The organism is Alcanivorax sp. IL2 (assembly GCF_047495475.1).
Lineage (GTDB): Bacteria > Pseudomonadota > Gammaproteobacteria > Pseudomonadales > Alcanivoracaceae > Alcanivorax.
The window spans coordinates 2,765,846-2,783,899 of record NZ_CP179932.1; the positions used below are offsets into that span (position 1 = coordinate 2,765,846).

The 18,054-nt window shown below is 59.0% G+C and carries 12 protein-coding genes; 2 read left to right on the forward strand and 10 right to left on the reverse strand.

Going from position 1 to position 18,054, the window contains the following annotated elements:
* Positions 1-33: 33 nt before the first annotated feature.
* Positions 34-780: a hypothetical protein gene (locus ACMG4N_RS12835; protein ID WP_414431952.1), complete on the reverse strand. Its 747-nt coding sequence runs from the start codon at positions 778-780 to the stop codon at positions 34-36.
* 2 nt (positions 781-782) lie between these two features.
* Positions 783-3,725, reverse strand: coding sequence for a DUF748 domain-containing protein (locus ACMG4N_RS12840; RefSeq protein WP_414431954.1), 2,943 nt, complete (start codon positions 3,723-3,725; stop codon positions 783-785).
* A 131-nt stretch (positions 3,726-3,856) separates the two neighbouring features.
* Between ACMG4N_RS12840 and ACMG4N_RS12845 the strand changes: the two genes are divergently transcribed.
* Together ACMG4N_RS12845 and ACMG4N_RS12850 are read left to right on the forward strand one after the other, a co-directional pair.
* Positions 3,857-4,330: a hotdog fold domain-containing protein gene (locus ACMG4N_RS12845; protein ID WP_297769208.1), complete on the forward strand. Its 474-nt coding sequence runs from the start codon at positions 3,857-3,859 to the stop codon at positions 4,328-4,330.
* A 167-nt stretch (positions 4,331-4,497) separates the two neighbouring features.
* Positions 4,498-5,820 (forward strand): rhomboid family intramembrane serine protease, encoded by a 1,323-nt coding sequence (locus ACMG4N_RS12850; protein ID WP_414431955.1) that lies wholly within the window; start codon positions 4,498-4,500, stop codon positions 5,818-5,820.
* On the opposite strand, the gene ACMG4N_RS12855 is transcribed toward ACMG4N_RS12850, so the two are convergent.
* From ACMG4N_RS12855 to ACMG4N_RS12890, 8 genes are all read right to left on the reverse strand, one after another.
* A complete protein-coding gene (locus ACMG4N_RS12855) occupies positions 5,804-7,204 on the reverse strand; it encodes a tetratricopeptide repeat protein (protein ID WP_414431956.1) in 1,401 nt (466 codons plus the stop codon). The two genes, ACMG4N_RS12850 and ACMG4N_RS12855, sit on opposite strands and share 17 nt — an antisense overlap.
* 30 nt (positions 7,205-7,234) lie before the next feature.
* Positions 7,235-7,873: an alpha/beta fold hydrolase gene (locus ACMG4N_RS12860; protein ID WP_297769450.1), complete on the reverse strand. Its 639-nt coding sequence runs from the start codon at positions 7,871-7,873 to the stop codon at positions 7,235-7,237.
* The gene (locus tag ACMG4N_RS12865) at positions 7,873-8,490 is read right to left on the reverse strand and encodes a TetR/AcrR family transcriptional regulator (RefSeq protein ID WP_414431958.1); all 618 of its coding nucleotides are present in this window, start codon (positions 8,488-8,490) and stop codon (positions 7,873-7,875) included. Before ACMG4N_RS12865 ends, ACMG4N_RS12860 begins: the two co-directional genes overlap by 1 nt.
* A gap of 231 nt (positions 8,491-8,721) precedes the next feature.
* Positions 8,722-9,483 (reverse strand): SDR family NAD(P)-dependent oxidoreductase, encoded by a 762-nt coding sequence (locus ACMG4N_RS12870; protein WP_297769195.1) that lies wholly within the window; start codon positions 9,481-9,483, stop codon positions 8,722-8,724.
* 168 nt (positions 9,484-9,651) lie between these two features.
* Positions 9,652-10,707, reverse strand: coding sequence for a PA0069 family radical SAM protein (locus ACMG4N_RS12875; RefSeq protein WP_414431960.1), 1,056 nt, complete (start codon positions 10,705-10,707; stop codon positions 9,652-9,654).
* Between the two features lie 206 nt (positions 10,708-10,913).
* Positions 10,914-15,725, reverse strand: coding sequence for an NAD-glutamate dehydrogenase (locus ACMG4N_RS12880; protein WP_414431962.1), 4,812 nt, complete (start codon positions 15,723-15,725; stop codon positions 10,914-10,916).
* Positions 15,726-15,988: 263 nt separating this feature from the next.
* Complete coding sequence (locus tag ACMG4N_RS12885; RefSeq protein WP_414431964.1) at positions 15,989-16,303, reverse strand: DUF2288 domain-containing protein; 315 nt, start codon at positions 16,301-16,303, stop codon at positions 15,989-15,991.
* A 287-nt stretch (positions 16,304-16,590) separates the two neighbouring features.
* Complete coding sequence (locus ACMG4N_RS12890) at positions 16,591-18,003, reverse strand: alkaline phosphatase D family protein (RefSeq protein WP_297769182.1); 1,413 nt, start codon at positions 18,001-18,003, stop codon at positions 16,591-16,593.
* Between the last annotated feature and the right edge of the window lie 51 nt (positions 18,004-18,054).

Here is an 18,054-nt window from a genome sequence, read left to right on the forward strand (position 1 = left end):
AGCTAGAAGCTCGTAGCTAGTAGCTGGCTTCTCTCAGTCCAGCTGCCGGATGTGATAATCCAGCCGGGCGCGGGCATCGCGAGTGCTGAGGGAGGTGGTGGCTTCCACCCTTCTGCGCAGATGAATACTGCGGGCCGGTTCCCGGGTAAACGCGATAATCGCATTGTGGCAGTCGCTGCATGACAACCGGAAACGGCTGGCATAGCCGGCCATGGCGTCCTCCGTGGCAGCGGGACTTTCCCGGTATTCCTTCCAGTCACCAAAGTTCATCACCAGGGTACCGCTGGTCGACAGATTATCCGCCAGGCATTGCAGCCACGGCTTGTCTGCCGGCACCGCCCGGCTGACCTGCTGATTGCTGGGAGCGAACAGGTCTTCGATGATCAGATCGAACGGTTCCCCCTGATACGCCCGCAGCCATGCCTGGGCATCGCCTTCATAGGTCTCTACGCCGAAAGCGTCCATGCCGAACACATCACGGGCCACCTGCAGATGGGCAGCGTCCAGCTCCACAGCAACCAGCGTCTCAGGGTTCAGTAACTGGCGAATGGGCGGGATCAAGGACCCGCCCCCCAGGCCCAGCACCAAAACCCGGCGAAACCGGGAGGGCTCGTGCAGCAGGGCCGGCAACCAGAGCAGATCCCAGACACTGCCGGTGAGCAGGCGCTTGGGGTGGAACTCGGAGTGTTGCACGCCATTGGCATAAAGCCGCAGGGTTCGACCCGCACGGCGCACTTCGTAATGCACTCCCTGCAGCTCGGTTTTCCAGATTAGAGCCACACTTATTTTTCCAGGGTCAGAGTCAGGCCAGCCACTTTGCCATCGACGTTGGTTTCGTTCAGGAATATGCGGTTCTGCTCAATACCCAATGTCTGCACCAGCAGCGCCTTGGCATTCTCGCCTCGTAGACGTGCCAGCTCTGTGAGCTGTGCCCGGTCCAGGGCCTTGGCGTCGGTTGCCAGCATGCTCTCCCACGCAGCCTTCGCCAGTAGCGTTTCGCGTTGCTCGTCATCCTCGGGAAGCGCGCTGCTGACCAGGCTTTCCACATCCCGATCAGTGCTGGATTCATAGCGGCGAATCAATTTTCGGCGCCACTTCTTTTCCTGCAAGGCATCATCAATACCCTGCCAGTCCTCATCTGCCACCTCACGGCCGATGGCCTGCGCGGCCAGGGCGGTGCGATCCTCAGCGTTGGTAGTGCCGATCAGGCCCACACGCAGTTCCGGGCGTTCATTGAGTACCTTGGCAAGCGCGTCCAGGGAAGAAGCGGTGTCCTGACCGGTTGCTGCCAGCCCTGGCTCAAAAGCGATACTCTCCAGGTTCTTACCGCCCGCCAGCGCCGACAACACAGAAAACGGCGCCGTCGCCGCCTTGACCACAACGTTGCTCAACACCTTGAGAACCATGCCACCAACGCTGAAGCTCGGATCATTCAGATCACCGTCCATGCTGACCGGCAGGGTAATCTGCCCCGAACGGTTACGCAGCACCGACAGCCCAAGTTTCACCGGCGCGTTCACCGCCGTATCACTGGGCACCTTCTCACCCAGGTAGAATTCATCGGCAAGAATATCCGTGCTGCTGCTAAGCCGGTTGTTGTCGATGGACACGCCCGAGTTCACACCGAGCTGGCCCTTTTCCACCTTGTAACCCAGGTATTGCCCCGTATAGGGCGTCAGGCCAGTCATTTCGTAATTCTTCAGGGAAACGTTCAAGTCAGTAAACAGAGGCTCTGCCGTGAGCGCGCCCTTGATGCTGAACGGCGCATAGCGATCCACCTGGGCATTCAGGTCCATGGTGGCCTTTCTACCCGGGCGGGTATCCAGATTGCGCAGGTTTCCGGAAAGCTCATAAAGGCCAATGCGGAAATTAGGACTGAGCGACAGGTCCTCATGGCGGATCTGGCTGCCGATAAGACGGACTCGATCCACCGTCACCTGCCAGGATTCACCCTGCTCACCCTGGCTCGTATCACTGCCGCTACCGCTGGCATCACCGGAAGCCATCCCCGCCTGAATCCGCGTGGCCACATCCCGGCCTTGGGCATCCACCCGATTGGCCATATCCATACCGGTAAGGCCGATTTCACCAATGCGTACCGTCTGCCCGGCAGTGGCCAAGGACAGATCGGTCACACTGCCCTGGTTGATCTTGAGCAGGGACTCGCCGTTCTCCAGCAAACTGAAATTTTCCAGGGACGCATTGGCGCTGACGGTTACCGCCGAGTTCTCACCTTTCACACTGGCGCTGCTATCCACAGACAAAACCCCGTCGGCCAGAACCAGTGGCACCTCGCGCTCCAGCCAGGGCGAGAAGGGAACCAACGGCAATCCTTGTAAGGCTGCCTGTGCATCAAGGCTGAAGGGTGTCAGATTGCCTTCCCCGGAATGTGTCAGGGTGCCGCTCTGCTGGATCTTGCTGCTGCCTTGCCAGGTGAAGGTAGCAGGCTCACCGATGATCAGGTTTTTCAGGGTCAGTTGACCGTCCGATAGGGTCAGGGTCTGCGCGGGTTGCAGGGTGCGGTCGGTAAAGCGCAGTCCACTGCCGTCCACTTGCAGGGTATCCAGGCGCACGATCCAGTCAGCCTTGCCTTCCTGCACTTTCTGGGCCGCCTGCTCGGCTTTTTCCTTTACCTCTTCCACCCGTTCTTCAGCGGCTTGCCGATCCGCCGGCAGAAAGAGCGTTGCCAGGTCGATGCCCTGTTCATCCAGCACCGCGCCCAGAGCGGGCTCAGTGACGGTCACCTTGGGGATTTTCACTTCCTGAGCCAGGGAGTCCAGCGCCACGCCTTCAACACGCACTGTCGGCAATGACACGCTGGGGACATCTTCACCGGGCTTGAGCAGCTGAAGCTGCCGTAATATCACCTGCCCATTGCTGAGTACTACCTTCGGTTGCGGCTGCGCAACAAAATGATAGGCGGTTTCCACATCCAGTTCGCCGGACGGCACGGTAAAGCGGACTTCGTTCTTGAGCAGCTTCGCCAGCGAAACAAGGTCTACCTTTTCCACATCCAAATGGCCGAGGGCAATGAAGGGGGCGAACTCAAAATGGCCCTGCCAATCCAGCACGCCACCGTCCGGCCCTTCAAGGCGGATCGCGTAGTCATTGCTGTTTTCGCCTTTGCCCTTGGTAGAAAAATTGCTCACCGTGAAGGCCAGCGGCAACACCAGGTTCTCAGGCTCGTCACCGGTGGCCTCGGTAAAACGCAAATCCCCCCCGGTAAGGCTGAGGTTGGCAATGGAAATGGCCGGCAAGCCAGGCTCTTCTTGCTCCGGCTCCGGGGCTTCCTCTTCCGGCGTCTGGGCAAGCTGTTCCTGGATATGTGTCAGCACATCATCAAAGCTGAAGGTATTACCGGGATTGCGCTGGGCACGCACCGTCAAGGCATCGAGCATGACTTCATCAAAATGCCAGCTCCAGCGGAACAGGGAAGACAACTGGAAATTCACATACAGCTGATTGAATCCGAGCAACACCTCGGTCTGGTCATCCTTGATGGAGAAACCATTCACCGTGGCACTCAGCACCAGAGGATTGATCTTCACCTCATCAATGGTGACTTGCCGACCGGTCAGATCCGCCAGTGCCTGGCTGGCATTATCCCGGACCAGTCCCGGCGCCAGGAAAAAGCCGAGCAAGGCGTAAAGCAGATAAAGGCTAGCCAGAATAATCAGGGTTTTCACTTTCCAGCTACTGCTTTTCCAGGCCTGTAACACCTTCACATCTGTCTCCCTATCAAGACGCTCCGATTTTGACGCCATGGTAGCAGTTGCGCGCCCCACTGGCGCCCCAAACCCATTGCGTCGCCATGGCGGCTATGGAAAATGGGCGCATCTTGCACAGGAGTCCTGCCATGAGCGACAACTACCTTCTGAACATGTACGAAAAAGCCCTGAAGCTGCCCGCTGGCCGCAAGCTGTTTTCCATGGTGTTCAGCCGCAAAGCCCCCTACTTCGCCACTATTACCCCGATCATCAGCGAACTTCGCCCCAATTTTTGTGAGGTAAAGTTCAAGAAACGTAAAGGCGTGGAAAACCACATCCAGACAGTGCATGTGATCGCCATCTGCAACGCCCTGGAATGTGCCATGGGCGCCATGGCGGAATCCTCTGTGCCCAAGCACCTGCGCTGGATTCCCAAAGGCATGGATGTGAACTACACCGCCAAGGCCACCAGCGATATTACTGCCACCGCCGAAGCCAATCCGGAAGACTGGAAACCCGGCAACCTGCCGGTCACCGTCAAAGCCATGCGCGATGATGGCACCGTGGTAGTGGAAGGCACGATCAATCTGTGGATCAGTGAGAAGCCTGGTAAAAGCAGTTAACAGTGAATAGTTAACAGTTCGCCAGCCAGTCCCATGCTCGCGTCACGCTATGAAGCCGCGTCCACCCGTTTGGGCGCGGCTTCTGTGGTTCTGGACCCGCGGAGCTCTGACAGCCCTCCCCCGCTGGCAAGGATGACGCTACACTGTCGCCGAAAAGGGGGAACCACATGCTTATCGTACCTGTCGGTGACAAGGAAGCGCGCCGCACTACGCCCTGGGTCTGCATTCTGCTGATCCTGATCAATATCGTCGTCTATGCCTGGACCACTCACCAGGATCTGCAAAGAGACCACCCGCTGACGCCAGAACAGGCCGATCTGCTGGCGGACTATGAAGTGGATTTGCTTCTTCAGTGGCTATCACGGCAGGACAGCAGGACCTATGCCGATGCCGTGGCCATGAACAACAAGGGCGCGGATTTCATGATGGCCTACGGCTGGTACGATCAGGCCTTTACCCTGCATGTTCACCAGTACTGGCAGCAACACCCCCCTGCCAACCGTTGGCGCCAGCTTCGCAACGACCTTGAAGCCTGGCTCCATCAGCAATCGACTATTCGCTGGGGGCTGATTCCCAATGACCCGGGCCTGGCTACCCTGCTCAGCTCCCAGTTCATGCATGGTGACTGGTTTCATCTTCTCGGTAACATGCTGTTCCTGATCATGTTTGGCATTGCCATGGAACGGCATTGGGGGGCCCGGCGTTTCCTGCCTGCTTATCTGCTTTGCGGCATAGGCGCCGGCCTGCTGTTTATCGCATCCGCTCCGGACAGCGGCATTCCACTGGTGGGGGCATCCGGCGCCATTTCCGGCCTGATGGGATTGTTTGCCGGCACATTCCGTCTGCGCAAGCTGGAGTTTTTTTACACGCTGGGGTTTTTCTTCGGCAGTTTCCGGGCACCGGCACTGGTGCTGTTTCCGGTATGGCTGGGCTGGGAGCTGATACAGGCGGCGACCATGAACAGCAACGTCGCCTATATGGCCCACGCCGGCGGCCTGCTGACCGGGCTGGCTCTGGCGTTCCTGCTTCCTTTCACCGGGCAACCGAACCAGCAGAAAGACTCTCAGCACGACACTGACGGGGACGACACTCAGGTGCCTGCAATATGCCAGCAACTGGCCGAACAATTACGCTTTGATGATGCCCAGTCCCGTTGCCGTCAATGGCTTGCCAACCACCCGAAAAGCCGCCCCTTATGGTTTTTCTTCCTGCAGATGGGCCTGCGCCGCAAACAGCTGGATGCGGCCATGAAAGAAGCGCTAAAAACCTTGAGCCAACGGCAGGACAGCGACGCCCTGCTGGGATTGCTATGGCAGGAATACGAACGGCTCGGCGGAGATATCCGCACCCTGCCCCCCGCCCATCAACTACTGCTGGGCGAGCTGGCCTGGCGCCAACAGCGTCGCAAACGGGTGCGCGAGATCGTGCAGGATCTGGAAAAGAAACAGTGGCAACATCCCCGCCTTGAGAGGCTTAGCCAGCGTCTTTAAGACGCTGGAACACTTGCCTGGCTTCGCAGGATTCCTGACTCTGAAATTGATCAGGAAAATGCTTTTCTACAAAGGCCAACAACTTGCCGGATCGGATCAAATCCCCGTCCAGCTCCATATAAAGTCGCGCCAGCAGCACGTAGGCCTCACCCAACAACGGGAATCCTGGTGCCCGTTGATGCAGGTTTACCAATAAATGCCGAGCTTCTTTCAATCGCCCTCTTTGGTACAGTGCCTGCGCTAACGACAGCGTCAAACTTCCCTCTTCATCAAAGCGAAATCCAGGCTGTTGCTGCTGGGCTTCCAGCCAGATCTGCACAGCGGACCCATCGTTGCCACTGGCAAATTGCTGGCGAAGAAAACGAGCAAGATGCGCCTGCCAGGGTTTGTCCTTTTCCAGCAAGCGCAACAGACGCAGCCGGCGCCAGTTCAGTTCCTGGTGCATTGGGGCGGTATTGAGGCCACGATTCACCACGCCCAGCGCATCATCAAAACGCCCTTCCTGAGCATAGATGTGGGCAGAACCCAGCGCTTCTGCCACATCAAAATCATCAGCGGCCAGAGAACGCCCCCGGGGTTCATCTTCTGCCAGCCCCAGTTCGCGAGCTTTTTCATTGAGCATGGCGCCCATCATGGCAGAGGCAACAATCGTCGTATAAACCGAGAACGCCGTGCCCAGAAATACCAACAATTGAAAATCACTCTGGGTTTGCAGTAACGACGGAGCCGCCGTCACCGCCATAACGGCAAACCACAAAAGCAGATAGGACAGCCCGACAGTGACCACCAGCTGCAACCAGCGCAACGGGTTCAACGCCATGCGCAGAGATCGACTCACTGCAAGAATCATCACCGCCGCCGGCAACACCAGTGCAGCCAGGGCCAGCAGCCCCATAGCCAGAACCATGGACGTTGACACCAGCAACAGGGGCACCGTAAACAAGGTAATCAACAGGACGATCTGCTTGACCAGCAGGCCGCCCTCGGACATCACATCCATCGGGGATGGCGGCACCCAGTCATTGCCGGCGACCTCCGCGATCACTACCAGCGAATAAACAAACAGGGTGAGAGCCAGAAACAATAACAACAGGCCCGTAAGCAGCCCCAGAGGCAGCACACTGGCAATGCCCAGAGACAGAATCAGCCATAACGCCGGCGGCTTGAGCGGGTATTGCAGGATTTCCCCGGAGCGCTGCCAGAATGGCGTTCCAGGCTCACCATCGCCCTGCCAGTCCAGTTGTTGGCTGCACAACACACAGCGCGGCAGACCAGGACGAAAATTCTCTTCTCCACCGGGCACACACTGCCCACAAAACCGTTTGCTGCACCCGGAGCAATGCCAGCTCCCTGGCTTCTTCAGGTGATAATTACAGGCTTCCATGTCACTCCCTTTCCCTTCCCTACCGACACGTCATTGTGCCTCTCTTATTTCCCTGATGAACCATGCTGCCCTGACAGCAGCGTCGCCAATCAAATCGGTCTGCTCAAGACCACTGCGCTTTAGTGGTCGAAAATCATGATCCCCATGGGGCAGCCAGTGTAAAGAGATGGCTTGCGGCAAACCATAATTCGTCACCTCCTGCGGCTTGCCGAAGGGGTCACGTTCACCCTGGCAAATCAGCATGGGGACAGCCAGATGTGGCAGATGCTCAGTGCGGGTTTTCTCCGGTTTTCCCGGTGGGTGAAACGGATAACCCAACGCCACCACGCCATGGATAGGTGGGCAGTCAGCTTGCGCTGCGAGCAGTGATGCCATGCGCCCGCCCATGGACTTGCCACCGATCCAGATCGGCAGGTTGTCGTCCGGTAATGCCGCCAGAACGTCCCGGAAGTGCGCCAGCAACTGCGGGGCGCGATTGGGTGGGAACTTGCGCTGTTCCTGGCGACGACGCGCCATATAGGGAAACTCGAACCGGACTACGGAGATTCCCTGATCGGCCACGGCCTCCGCCATGGCGTTCATGAAGTCACTGTCCATGGGCGCGCCGGCGCCGTGGGCCAGCACCAACAGCGCCACAGGCTGCTCGGCCCGGTTCCACAGCAAATCCATCACAGCGCCATCTCCAGCGCCTTGAGCTGAGCCTGCAACGCCGCTTGGAAATCCACCCGAAAAAGATCCAGCCCGGGGGCATCCAGCACCTTTTCAACCACCGGTGCCGGATGACTGACAGCCCAGCAGCCAATCAAGGTTTGCTGTACCTGCATCAGATAAGTGGCCGCCTTATCGCCGGACAGACCATAGGCCTGCTGCAGACGCTGAGCCAATTGCGCGAAATGCGCTAGCAGGGACTGTTTGAACGCCAGGGCCGCCGCCTCATCCAGATTCTGTTCCAGCACCGAGTGGAGGATCGCTGTAAGCCGGCAAAACAATGGGCGCGGCACCAGCATCTCCGACAAGGCCTGCCACAGTGGCAAACTGTCATCCACCGGCGCATGGCTTACCCGTTCCAGTTCATCCAGGTACAAGCCAAGAAACAGCGCTTCCTTGGAAGGGAAGTAACGATACAACGCTGCCTTGGTGACGCCGGCCCTGCGAGCAATGGAGGCAAGACTGATGGCTTCAAAACGCTCCTGCTCAAAGAAGGTTGCCGCCGCCGCAAGAATCTGGGCGCGCCGTTCGGCCTTCTGCTCCGGTGAGCGGGCACGCTGAAAAACACATTCGGCCATAGGGAACCTCTGTTTGAATCAGGAATCAGTGCCGGAGTCTCATCATGCAAGCATGATTTCCCACCCAAAATATCACCCAGTCATGACCGTAGGGTGGATTAGCCGAAGGCGTAATCCACCTCATTCACCACGTCAGACGTCCGGATCGCAGGAGGGTGGTGGATTACGCCTTCGGCTAATCCACCCTACAATGCTGCGACGCCTAGAGTGCACAGGGCATGCCAGCGCAGATTACGCCTGCAGCATGCCTGCCATGCGGCGGGTAATCATACGGGGCGAGAACTTGCCCATCCACACCAGCAACAAATTTTTCAGGCCGGGAATCACAATGGCGCGTCGGCGCCCTGCCAGGGATTTTTTCACCACCGCCTCGGTCGTCATGGTGCCGGCCTTGAACAACAAGGTATCGGTCATGTGGGCTTCGCTGGCAAATTCTGAATCGGTCGCACCGGGGCACAGAGCGCTGACCGCGATTCCGTTACCTTTCAGCTCTTCGTGCAGGCCTTCAGAAAACGACAAGACAAACGCCTTGGTGGCGTAATAAATAGTCATGTTCGGGCCAGCCTGGAAGGCCGCTGAAGACGCCACATTGATCACAAACGCCTCCTTTGCCTGCTTGAGCGCCGGCACCAGGCGCCAGGTCAGATCCACCAGAGCGGTGACATTCACCTGCACCATATCCAGCTGGCGCTGCAGATCCAGATCCGCAAACTGACCTCGGTCACCAAAACCTGCATTGTTGATCAGGCCAGTCACTCCGATCTGCTGTTGTTCCAGTGCCGTTACCAGCTCGGCCGAGGCGTCAGGCTGTGCCAGATCCGAGGCGATACAGGCGACCTCAATACCGTGTCGCTCACGCAACTCGCCAGCCAGGGCCTCAAGGCGATCCAGCCGTCGGGCCACCAGAACCAGGTTTTTCCCTTCCACCGCCAACTGCCGGGCAAATTCCTTACCAATACCGGCGCTGGCGCCAGTGATAACGACCGCTTGCATGCTTTCTCTCCATTAAGTAACCATTGGTCACTAATTTAGAGGAAAGGCCCGCCCCTGTAAATAACCACTGGTCACTTAACTGAAGTGCGCCTTATCACTACCTCTGGAGAGCCTTGGCTTTCACGGGAATCTTCACTTTGCGAGCAAAGCTCCAACAGCGCCATCGCTTCAGGCCATGCCTTCTGCCACGCCCCACAGGTTGAGCTGACCATGGGGGCCTGGCGGCACAAAGCCACTGCAATCCAGAGATTGCTCTTCCTGGGCAAGCAGTCCGGCCGCTTTGCAAGCAGATGCAAAACGCTGGCGCAGCAAATGCGCCCAGGCCCCCTGCCCGCTTTGTCGCTGGTGCCAGCGGCTGTCATAGACGGCACCACCATGGAGATCCCGCATCACCGACATCACCTTCTCCGCCCGCTCCGGGTAATGCTCGTGCAACCATTCCTCCCACAGCGGCCCCACTTCATGGGGCAATCGCAACACCACATAACCCGCCTGCTGAGCACCGGCCTGGGCCACCTGCTCGACAATATCTTCCAGCTCATGGTCGTTGATGAAGGGAATGACCGGCGCCACCAGAGCAGTCACTGGCACCCCGGCCCGGCTCAGCTCACGAATCACCTTGATACGCTCACGGCCACCACTGGCCCGTGGCTCCAGCTCGCCTTTGAGACGGTTATCCAGTGTGGTCACGGACACCGCCACCGACGCTCTGCCCTGGCGCGCCATGGGCGCAATCAGGTCAAGATCGCGCAGTACCAGGGTACTCTTGGTGATCAGGCTGAAGGGATGCTGGCAATCCACCAGCACCTGCAGCAATTCGCGGGTGATACGACGCTCTCTTTCAATGGGCTGGTAAGGATCTGTCACCGTGCCCAACACAATGGGGCGGCAGCGGTAAGAAGGCTTGCGCAGGCTGTCGCGAAGCACCTCCGCCGCATTGTCCTTGCAGAAGATTTCGCTCTCGAAATCCTGCCCCGGCGACAGATCCACATAGGCATGATTGGGGCGCGCATAGCAGTAGATGCAGCCATGCTCGCAACCCCGGTAAGGGTTGATGCTCTGCTCGAAGGGCAGGTCCGGGCTGCGGTTGGTCATGATCAGGCTTTTCGCCTGTTCATGGTGATAGCGGGTGGGCCGGTTCACCGGCGCATCATCCATATCGCTATGGCTGGCGGCAAAGCGCCCCGGTATCTGGCTGAGGGTACCCCGGTTCACAGCAGGCATAATGGCTCCTGTCGAATACTGTCTTTTTGTACAGTATATCGAGAAGAGCCCGGACTCAATACTTTTTAACCAACCTTGCCCAGCCAATCCGTTGGAGCCTTGCTTGCAAGGCGAATGGCGGCGATTTACTGCCAGCACTTGGCGAAACGGGCAACCCTTTCGCCTTGCGAGCAAGGCTCCAACGGGGGAGGTGGTGCCTGCGCCCCCTACAAACTCCGCAGCTTGCGCAACTCACGCACCCCCACTGCCAGGGTCATGAAATCATGGGGGCTGTCGGCCTGCAGGGTTTGCAGCCGGTGAATGCCGAAGGCGACCTTGCGCTTGGATTTTTCTTCCCAGGCAGCAAAGCGAGCGGCGGCATTGTCGCCCTCCTGTTCCAGCACCTTGGCAGCCACCTGGCGATGCAGGCGATAAGAGTCTTCGCGCAGGTTGGCGCGAGCCAGGGCCTGCCAGCGACCCTGTACGCTCAGGTCGATGATGGCGGACAACAGCCAGAGGATCTGCAGGCGATCGCCCACCAGGAAGTAGACCTCCGCCGCCAGTTTCAGCGGCACCTGGGCCTGGGAGGCCAGCTCGATCACGTCCGGCGCACTGCCCAGCACCATGGTGTTGGCCAGCAGGCGAGCTTCTTTTTCCGGCACGCCATCGTCGCCCATGCCGGCCACGGCCTGGTCCCATTCCTGGCGGTAACTGCCCGGCAGGATATCCGGCAGCATGGCTTCCAGCTCACCGATGGACTGGCGATAACGGTTGACCGCTTCCGCCACCGGGCGGCGGCCCCACTTGTAATGAATCAGCCAGGTGGTGACGTGCTTCATCAGGCCGATGACACGACCATAGAGGCGCAGCTGAACCTGGCTGTCCACCTTGCCATCCAGGCCATCCACCGGTGCCCAGTAAAGGTCCCCATCGAATACCGCATGGGCCATGGCATAGGCCTTGACGATACGGTGCAAGGACAGACCATGCTCATCGGCATAACGGTGAACAAAGGAAAAGCCCATGCGATTGACCACCGCGTTGGACAGCACAGTGGCAATCAGCTCCCTGCGCAAACCATGGGCCAATAGATCCTCTCGGAAGGATTCCACCAACTCGCTCGGAAAGTAGTTGAGTACGTCCTGATCAAAGAAGGGGTCGTCCGGCACATCCGTGGCCAGCATGGCATCAAACAGAGCGTTCTTGGTGTAGGACAACAACACCGACAGTTCCGGCCGGGTCAGCCCCTTGCCACGGGTGCGTCGCTCGCTGAGCCCTTCATCATCCGGCAGGTATTCCACCGAGCGTGTCAGCGAGCCCTGGCGTTCCAGGGTGCGCAAGTGGTTGGCGTGTTCGTCGAGACGGCTGGCGGCATTGAATTCCAGCAGGCTCAGGGCCAGACATTGCACATAGTTATCGCGCAGCACGGCCGTTGCCACGTCATCGGTCATCCGCTCCAGTAGCGGGTCACGGGTTTCCCGGTCCAGGCGACCATCACGCAGCCGCTGGTTGAGTGGAATCTTGATGTTCACTTCCCGGTCTGAGCTGTGCACGCCACCGGAATTGTCGATGGCATCGGTGTTGATACAGCCGCCGTTCAGCGCGTACTCGATCCGCCCCAACTGGGTCAGCCCCAGGTTGCCGCCCTCGCCCACCACCTGACAACGCAGGTCGCGACCATTGATGCGGATGGCATCATTCGCCCGGTCGCCCACCTGTGCCGGACTTTCGTTGTTCCCTTTTACGTAGGTGCCGATCCCCCCGTTCCAGAGCAGCTCCACCGGTGCCTTGAGGATGGCGGTGATCAACTCCGCCGGTGTCAGGGTGCGTTGCTCAATACCCAGAGCGTCGCAGGCCTGCTCACTGAGGGTGATGCTTTTGGCACTGCGCGACCAGACCCCGCCACCGTCGGAAATCAGCGACGCATCGAAATCCTCCCAGGTGGTACCACGCGTGTTAAATAGCCGCTGACGTTCGACAAAGGTGGTCTCCGGGTCCGGGTCCGGATCAATGAAGATGTGCATGTGGTTGAAGGCCGCCACCAGCTTGATCTGTTCAGACAACAGCATGCCGTTGCCGAACACATCGCCGCCCATATCGCCGATGCCCACCACGGTAAAGGGCGTTGTCTGGATATCCTTGCCCGCTTCCCGGAAGTGACGCTTGACGCTTTCCCAGGCACCGCGGGCAGTAATGCCCATCTTTTTGTGGTCGTAGCCGGCGCTGCCGCCAGAGGCAAAAGCATCACCCAGCCAGAAACCGTATTCTTCGGCCAGGCCATTGGCGATATCAGAAAAGGTGGCGGTGCCCTTGTCAGCGGCCACCACCAAATAGGGATCATCGCCATCATGGCGGACCACGGCAGCCGGCGGCACCACCTGATCTGCGACCCGGTTATCGGTGATATCCAGCAGCCCGCGAATAAATTCCTTGTAGCAGGTGACACCCTGCTTCTGCCAGGCGTCCCGGTCCGCCGGGGTGCCCCGTTTGAGCACAAAGCCGCCCTTGGCACCCACCGGCACGATAATGGCGTTCTTCACCATCTGCGCCTTCACCAGGCCCAACACCTCGGTACGAAAATCCTCACGCCGGTCAGACCAGCGCAGCCCGCCTCTGGCCACCGGACCACCACGCAGGTGAATACCCTCCATCTGGGGTGAATAGACGAAGGTTTCATACATGGGCAGCGGCGGCGGCAGTTCCGATACCTGACTCGGGTCCAGCTTCAGGCTCACGTAGGACTTGTCGTGGCCGGCCGCATCCGGTTGGTAGAAATTGGTACGCAAGCCGGCCCGCACCACACTGAGAAAGGCACGTAACACCCGATCTGCATCCAGCGAGGCCACCTGGTCCAGCTGGTGATCCAGGGTCTGGGCCAGCTTGATGCCCTCGTTTTTGCGGCGCTCGTCGCTGATTGCGGGGTCAAAACGGGTTTCAAACAGCTGCACCAGGGAACGGGCAATGCTGGCATGGTCCGCCAGCAACTGTTCCATATAGTTCTGCGAATAGGGCAAACCGGTCTGTACCAGGTACTTGGTCAGCGTCCGCAAACAGACGATCTGCCGGGAATTGAGACCGGCCAACAGTACCAACCGGTTAAGGCCGTCGTTTTCCGTGTTGCCGTGCCAGCATTCCAGAAACGCCTCCTCAAAAAAGCGCTTCTGCTGCACCGGCCCCAGCGCGCAGTCGCCATGCACCTGCACATCGAACACCTGCACCCACAGGGCCCCACCATCACGAGGCATGACCTGAGTAGGCTCCTGTCTCACCACTCGCAGACCGAAATTTTCCAGTGCGGGCAGCACATCTGACAGGCCAATCGGTTTGTTCTGGCTATAGAGACGCAGGCTGGTGGGGCAGGCAGCCCCGTCGCCGCTATTGATGGATAGCGAGGGCAGCACCGGCTGGCGGTCATTCAATTGCGCCAGGTAGTGAATATCCGCCGCGGCTTCCATCGGGTCAGTGCTTTCCTGATAGCCCAACGGGAAAGCGTCGCCAAAGCGCTGCGCCAGCGCGGCACCCTCTTCGCCATGCTCACCCTCCTGACGCAGGATGTCGCGAAGCTGATCAGCCCAGGTGCGGGTGACTGCCAACAAGCGTTCTTCCACCTGGGCCTGTGACATGGCCAGATGGGTCCCCTGGGGAATGCGGATAATGCAATGAATCCGTGCCAGCCCCTCACGCAGAAAATCCACCGTGCGTTCCACCGAACTGCCATTGCAGAGCTGCTTCAACTCGGCGGTGACATGATCACGCAGTTCCCGGGAATAACGCTCCCGGCTCAGATAAACCATGCAGGAATAGAACCGCCCGTAACGATCTCGTCGCATGAACAGACTGAGGTGGTGACGGTCCCGCAGGGCACGGATCCCCATGCAAATGCTATAGAGCTCCTCTTCACTGCACTGGAACAGTTCGTCTCTGGGTAACTGATAGATGATGTCGCGCAGATGTTTGCCAGAGTGGGACCGTTCGGGCAGACGGGAGCGATCCAACACATAATTGACCTTGCGACGGATCAACGGAATGTCCCGGGGGCGATTGATATAGGCATCCAGCGAGAACAAGCCGATGTAACGATCGGTCCCCTCAACGGTGCCGTCCTCGGCCAACCGTTTTACCGATACCACATCCATGTAATGGGGATGGTGGATCGGCGAACGGGCGTTGGCCTTGGTCACCACCACCAGACGACCATGGGCAATGTACTTGGCCATCTCGTCGTGGGGAGCAATAAATTCTTCCGCGTTGGCATAACGGCTGCCGGGCCGGGCCAGGCCGAGCCCGGCATCATGATCCAGGGAAAGCTTGATGCCATCATCCACAGGCTCTGCCCGCGAGCGGGCATAGCCCAGAAAGGTAAAATGGTCCAGTGACAACCAGTCAATAAAGGCCCGGGCCTCGGCAAGCTCTTCCTGGTCACGACCGGGAAAATCCGCAGAGAGATTTTTCTGCGTGGCTTCCAGGTTATCCAGCATGGCCGGGAAATCCTGCACCACCAGACGCAATTCACCCAGCACCTGCTCCAGGGATTCCTGAAGATGCTCATAGGCCTCGTCGCTGGCCAGGGGTTCGAATTCTACATAGACCAGGGATTCCGCCGGATTCTCGCCATCGCCAACGCCGACCACCCGGGTCATGTGCCCATGAGTATCACGAAGCACCTGGATCACTGGATGAATGGTCCAGTCGATGGCCGTCCCTGCATCTCGTACTGCCATGGCGATCGAATCCACCAGAAATGGCACGTCATCGGTCACCGTTCGCAGCGCCGCCAGCCCACCTGGGCGGGTGGGTGGCTTCAAATGAATCAGGGTTTCTTCAGGGTGGCGCTGGAAGGCCATCATCCAGTGTTGCTGGGCGATGTGAAAAAGCTGCTCGGGGGTACGGGCGGTGAGCGCCGCCTGGCTGCTCATTTCAAAATAAGCCGCCATGAAACTGCGGAACAGGGGCTGATGTTCAACCCCGACGTGGGCGGTAGCCAGCGCTTCAAGCTGGGCCTGTAACAAGGCCTGGCGCTGCGCGACGTCATCCTGCATCGAATCCTCCGGCGTCCGTTCGGGCGCGCCGGCAAGGGGCCAGCGGCCTCGATTCACTCTATACCGGAGGAATAGACCAATACCAGCCCGTTGCCGTGATTTGATCGGCAAAGTGCCACAGGGGGAGACAGGAAAGCAGTAGCGCGCACAACCAGGCTTTATCGCTGCGTAGGGTGCACTGAGCCTAAGGCGAACTGCACCGATTCGCCGCCGGAATGGTGTAGTTCGCCTTAGGCTCAGTGCACCCTACGTCTCTAGCAGTCTTACTGCACCTGCACCGGCTGCACCAGCACCCAGGGCATCACCACCACCGTCCATAGGCCCTGATCGATCTCAAACCACTTGGCGGCCTGATCATCAGTGACCTTGTCCACCCGCCCCTTGTCCCGCCACAGAGACAGGGTATCGGCCTGGTCTTCTGAAAACGCCAGTGCCACCTCGATCAGATCCAGTTCTGGTGCCACATAGACCGTCTGGCCACGGGCGAAAAACGGCTGCAGCTCTTTCCAGCTGGCCTTGGCGGTTTCCTGATTGAGTTTGGCTTTGAGAATATCGCGATCTGCAGATGAGTCAGACATGGGCGGCTCCGTGTTCAGGGCCGTGCATTATCCGTATTCGAGGGGGTGCAATCAAAGAGGGAAAAAGAACGCCCGCCACTTGGGGAATGGCGGGCGGGCTGTACCGGGGCCGAAATTGAACATCCTTGTTCGATTGCGTCCTTGCGAGATCCACTTTAGGGAAACCGCCGGGGCGGCATAAGACGCGATTGGCTACATCTTCTGTAAGCCATTTGCCATAGGTGGACGTGGTTTTGCGGCCCCGGCAAGCCATGGGGGTTATTGCAGGAACGCACCAGCAACCTGGATCAACGCCAGCGAATCTGACGGCTTGCCTCGCTTATCGGCCGCTGCCTGCGATCGAACAGCTGGAAGCTGGCACCCTCGGCGCTCAAGCTCACCTCGGAGAAGGCGTTATCGCTGAATACCTCGCCGGGGACTTCCACCCGGCCCAGAGGCTTGCCCCAGCCCCCATGGAGCACACCCGGCACCCGAATCATGGGGCGATACCAACGGAACGCCCGCAGCGCGGTGGGCCAGAACAAACCGGAGCAGGTCCAGCTATGCACCTGCTTGCCACCGTTCAACGTCAAACAGGCGTAGAGAGAGGCGTGCACATCCCCACTCAGCACCACCAGCTTGTCGCTACGGCTGCGCCCCATAGCCTCCAGCAACCGCTGGCGCTGGTGCATGAAGCCCTCCCAGGCATCCTTGCCGCGGAACGGGCGTCGCTGTTCCGGGAACAGCAGGACGGAGGTGACCAGCACCTTGATGCGGTCCGGGTCACGATCCAGCCACTCGATAAAAGCCTGCTCCTGAATATCGCCGATCATGCGGCGCTGCCAGGGCCAGCGACTCAATACCCGCTCGGTGCGCACATCCATGACAAAGAAATCCGCCGGCCCCCGCGAAAAGGTGTACCAGAACCGGTCCGGATCACGATCCAGATAGGTGCCCGCCTGATTCAGGGGTGCCGCCGGAGAATGGGAGGCCTGATAAATCTGATAGGCCTTGATGGCGGCGGGATATTTGCTGGTCCACAACTCTGCATTAGCCCGTGCTGGCCAGTTATTCTCGATCTCGTGATCATCAAGGATCATGTAGCTGTTGGTATGCCGCAGCAATTTCGCCAGGTGGGGCTGGGAAAAACTTTCCCGATAAAGCGCATCAAAATCCTCTCGGGTAGTGGCAGCACCGAACATATACATGGAATCGGCGTACACCTGATCTCCGCCGAAAAGGACAAAATCCGGTTTCGAGCTATCCGCCCGCGAGGACATTTCGGCAAAAATCTTGTCTGCCCGATCATCCTGAATTTCACCATCCAGGCCGACAAACCGGTAACAACAGGAGCCGAAAAAAAAGCGCGTGGCATCCGCATCCGGCTGATTGGTAAGAAACTCTCCCTGATCGGCGGTATCCCAGTCCAGCGCCACCTCATCTTCCGTAGCCACCCAGCCAGCCTGATATTCATAGCGGGTGCCGGGCTGCAACTGATTGAGAATCACCACACCGGAGCCATCGAAATTGCCGTTAAGCCGAAACTCTCTCGCCGGAGACCAGTCAGTGCTTCCCTTGCTGCGCCAGCGAATCCGCCCCCACAACCATTTTTTTCCGGCTCCCAGCTTCCCTTTTGGCAGCGCTCCGAACACTCTTACATGGGTGTCACCGGCCTCACCCACCACCGGCCCTACGGCAAAACGGTTCACACTTTGACTCATGGCTTATGTCCCCCCTGCATTGAGCCCCCCGGCCCACGCTGCTAGCATCAC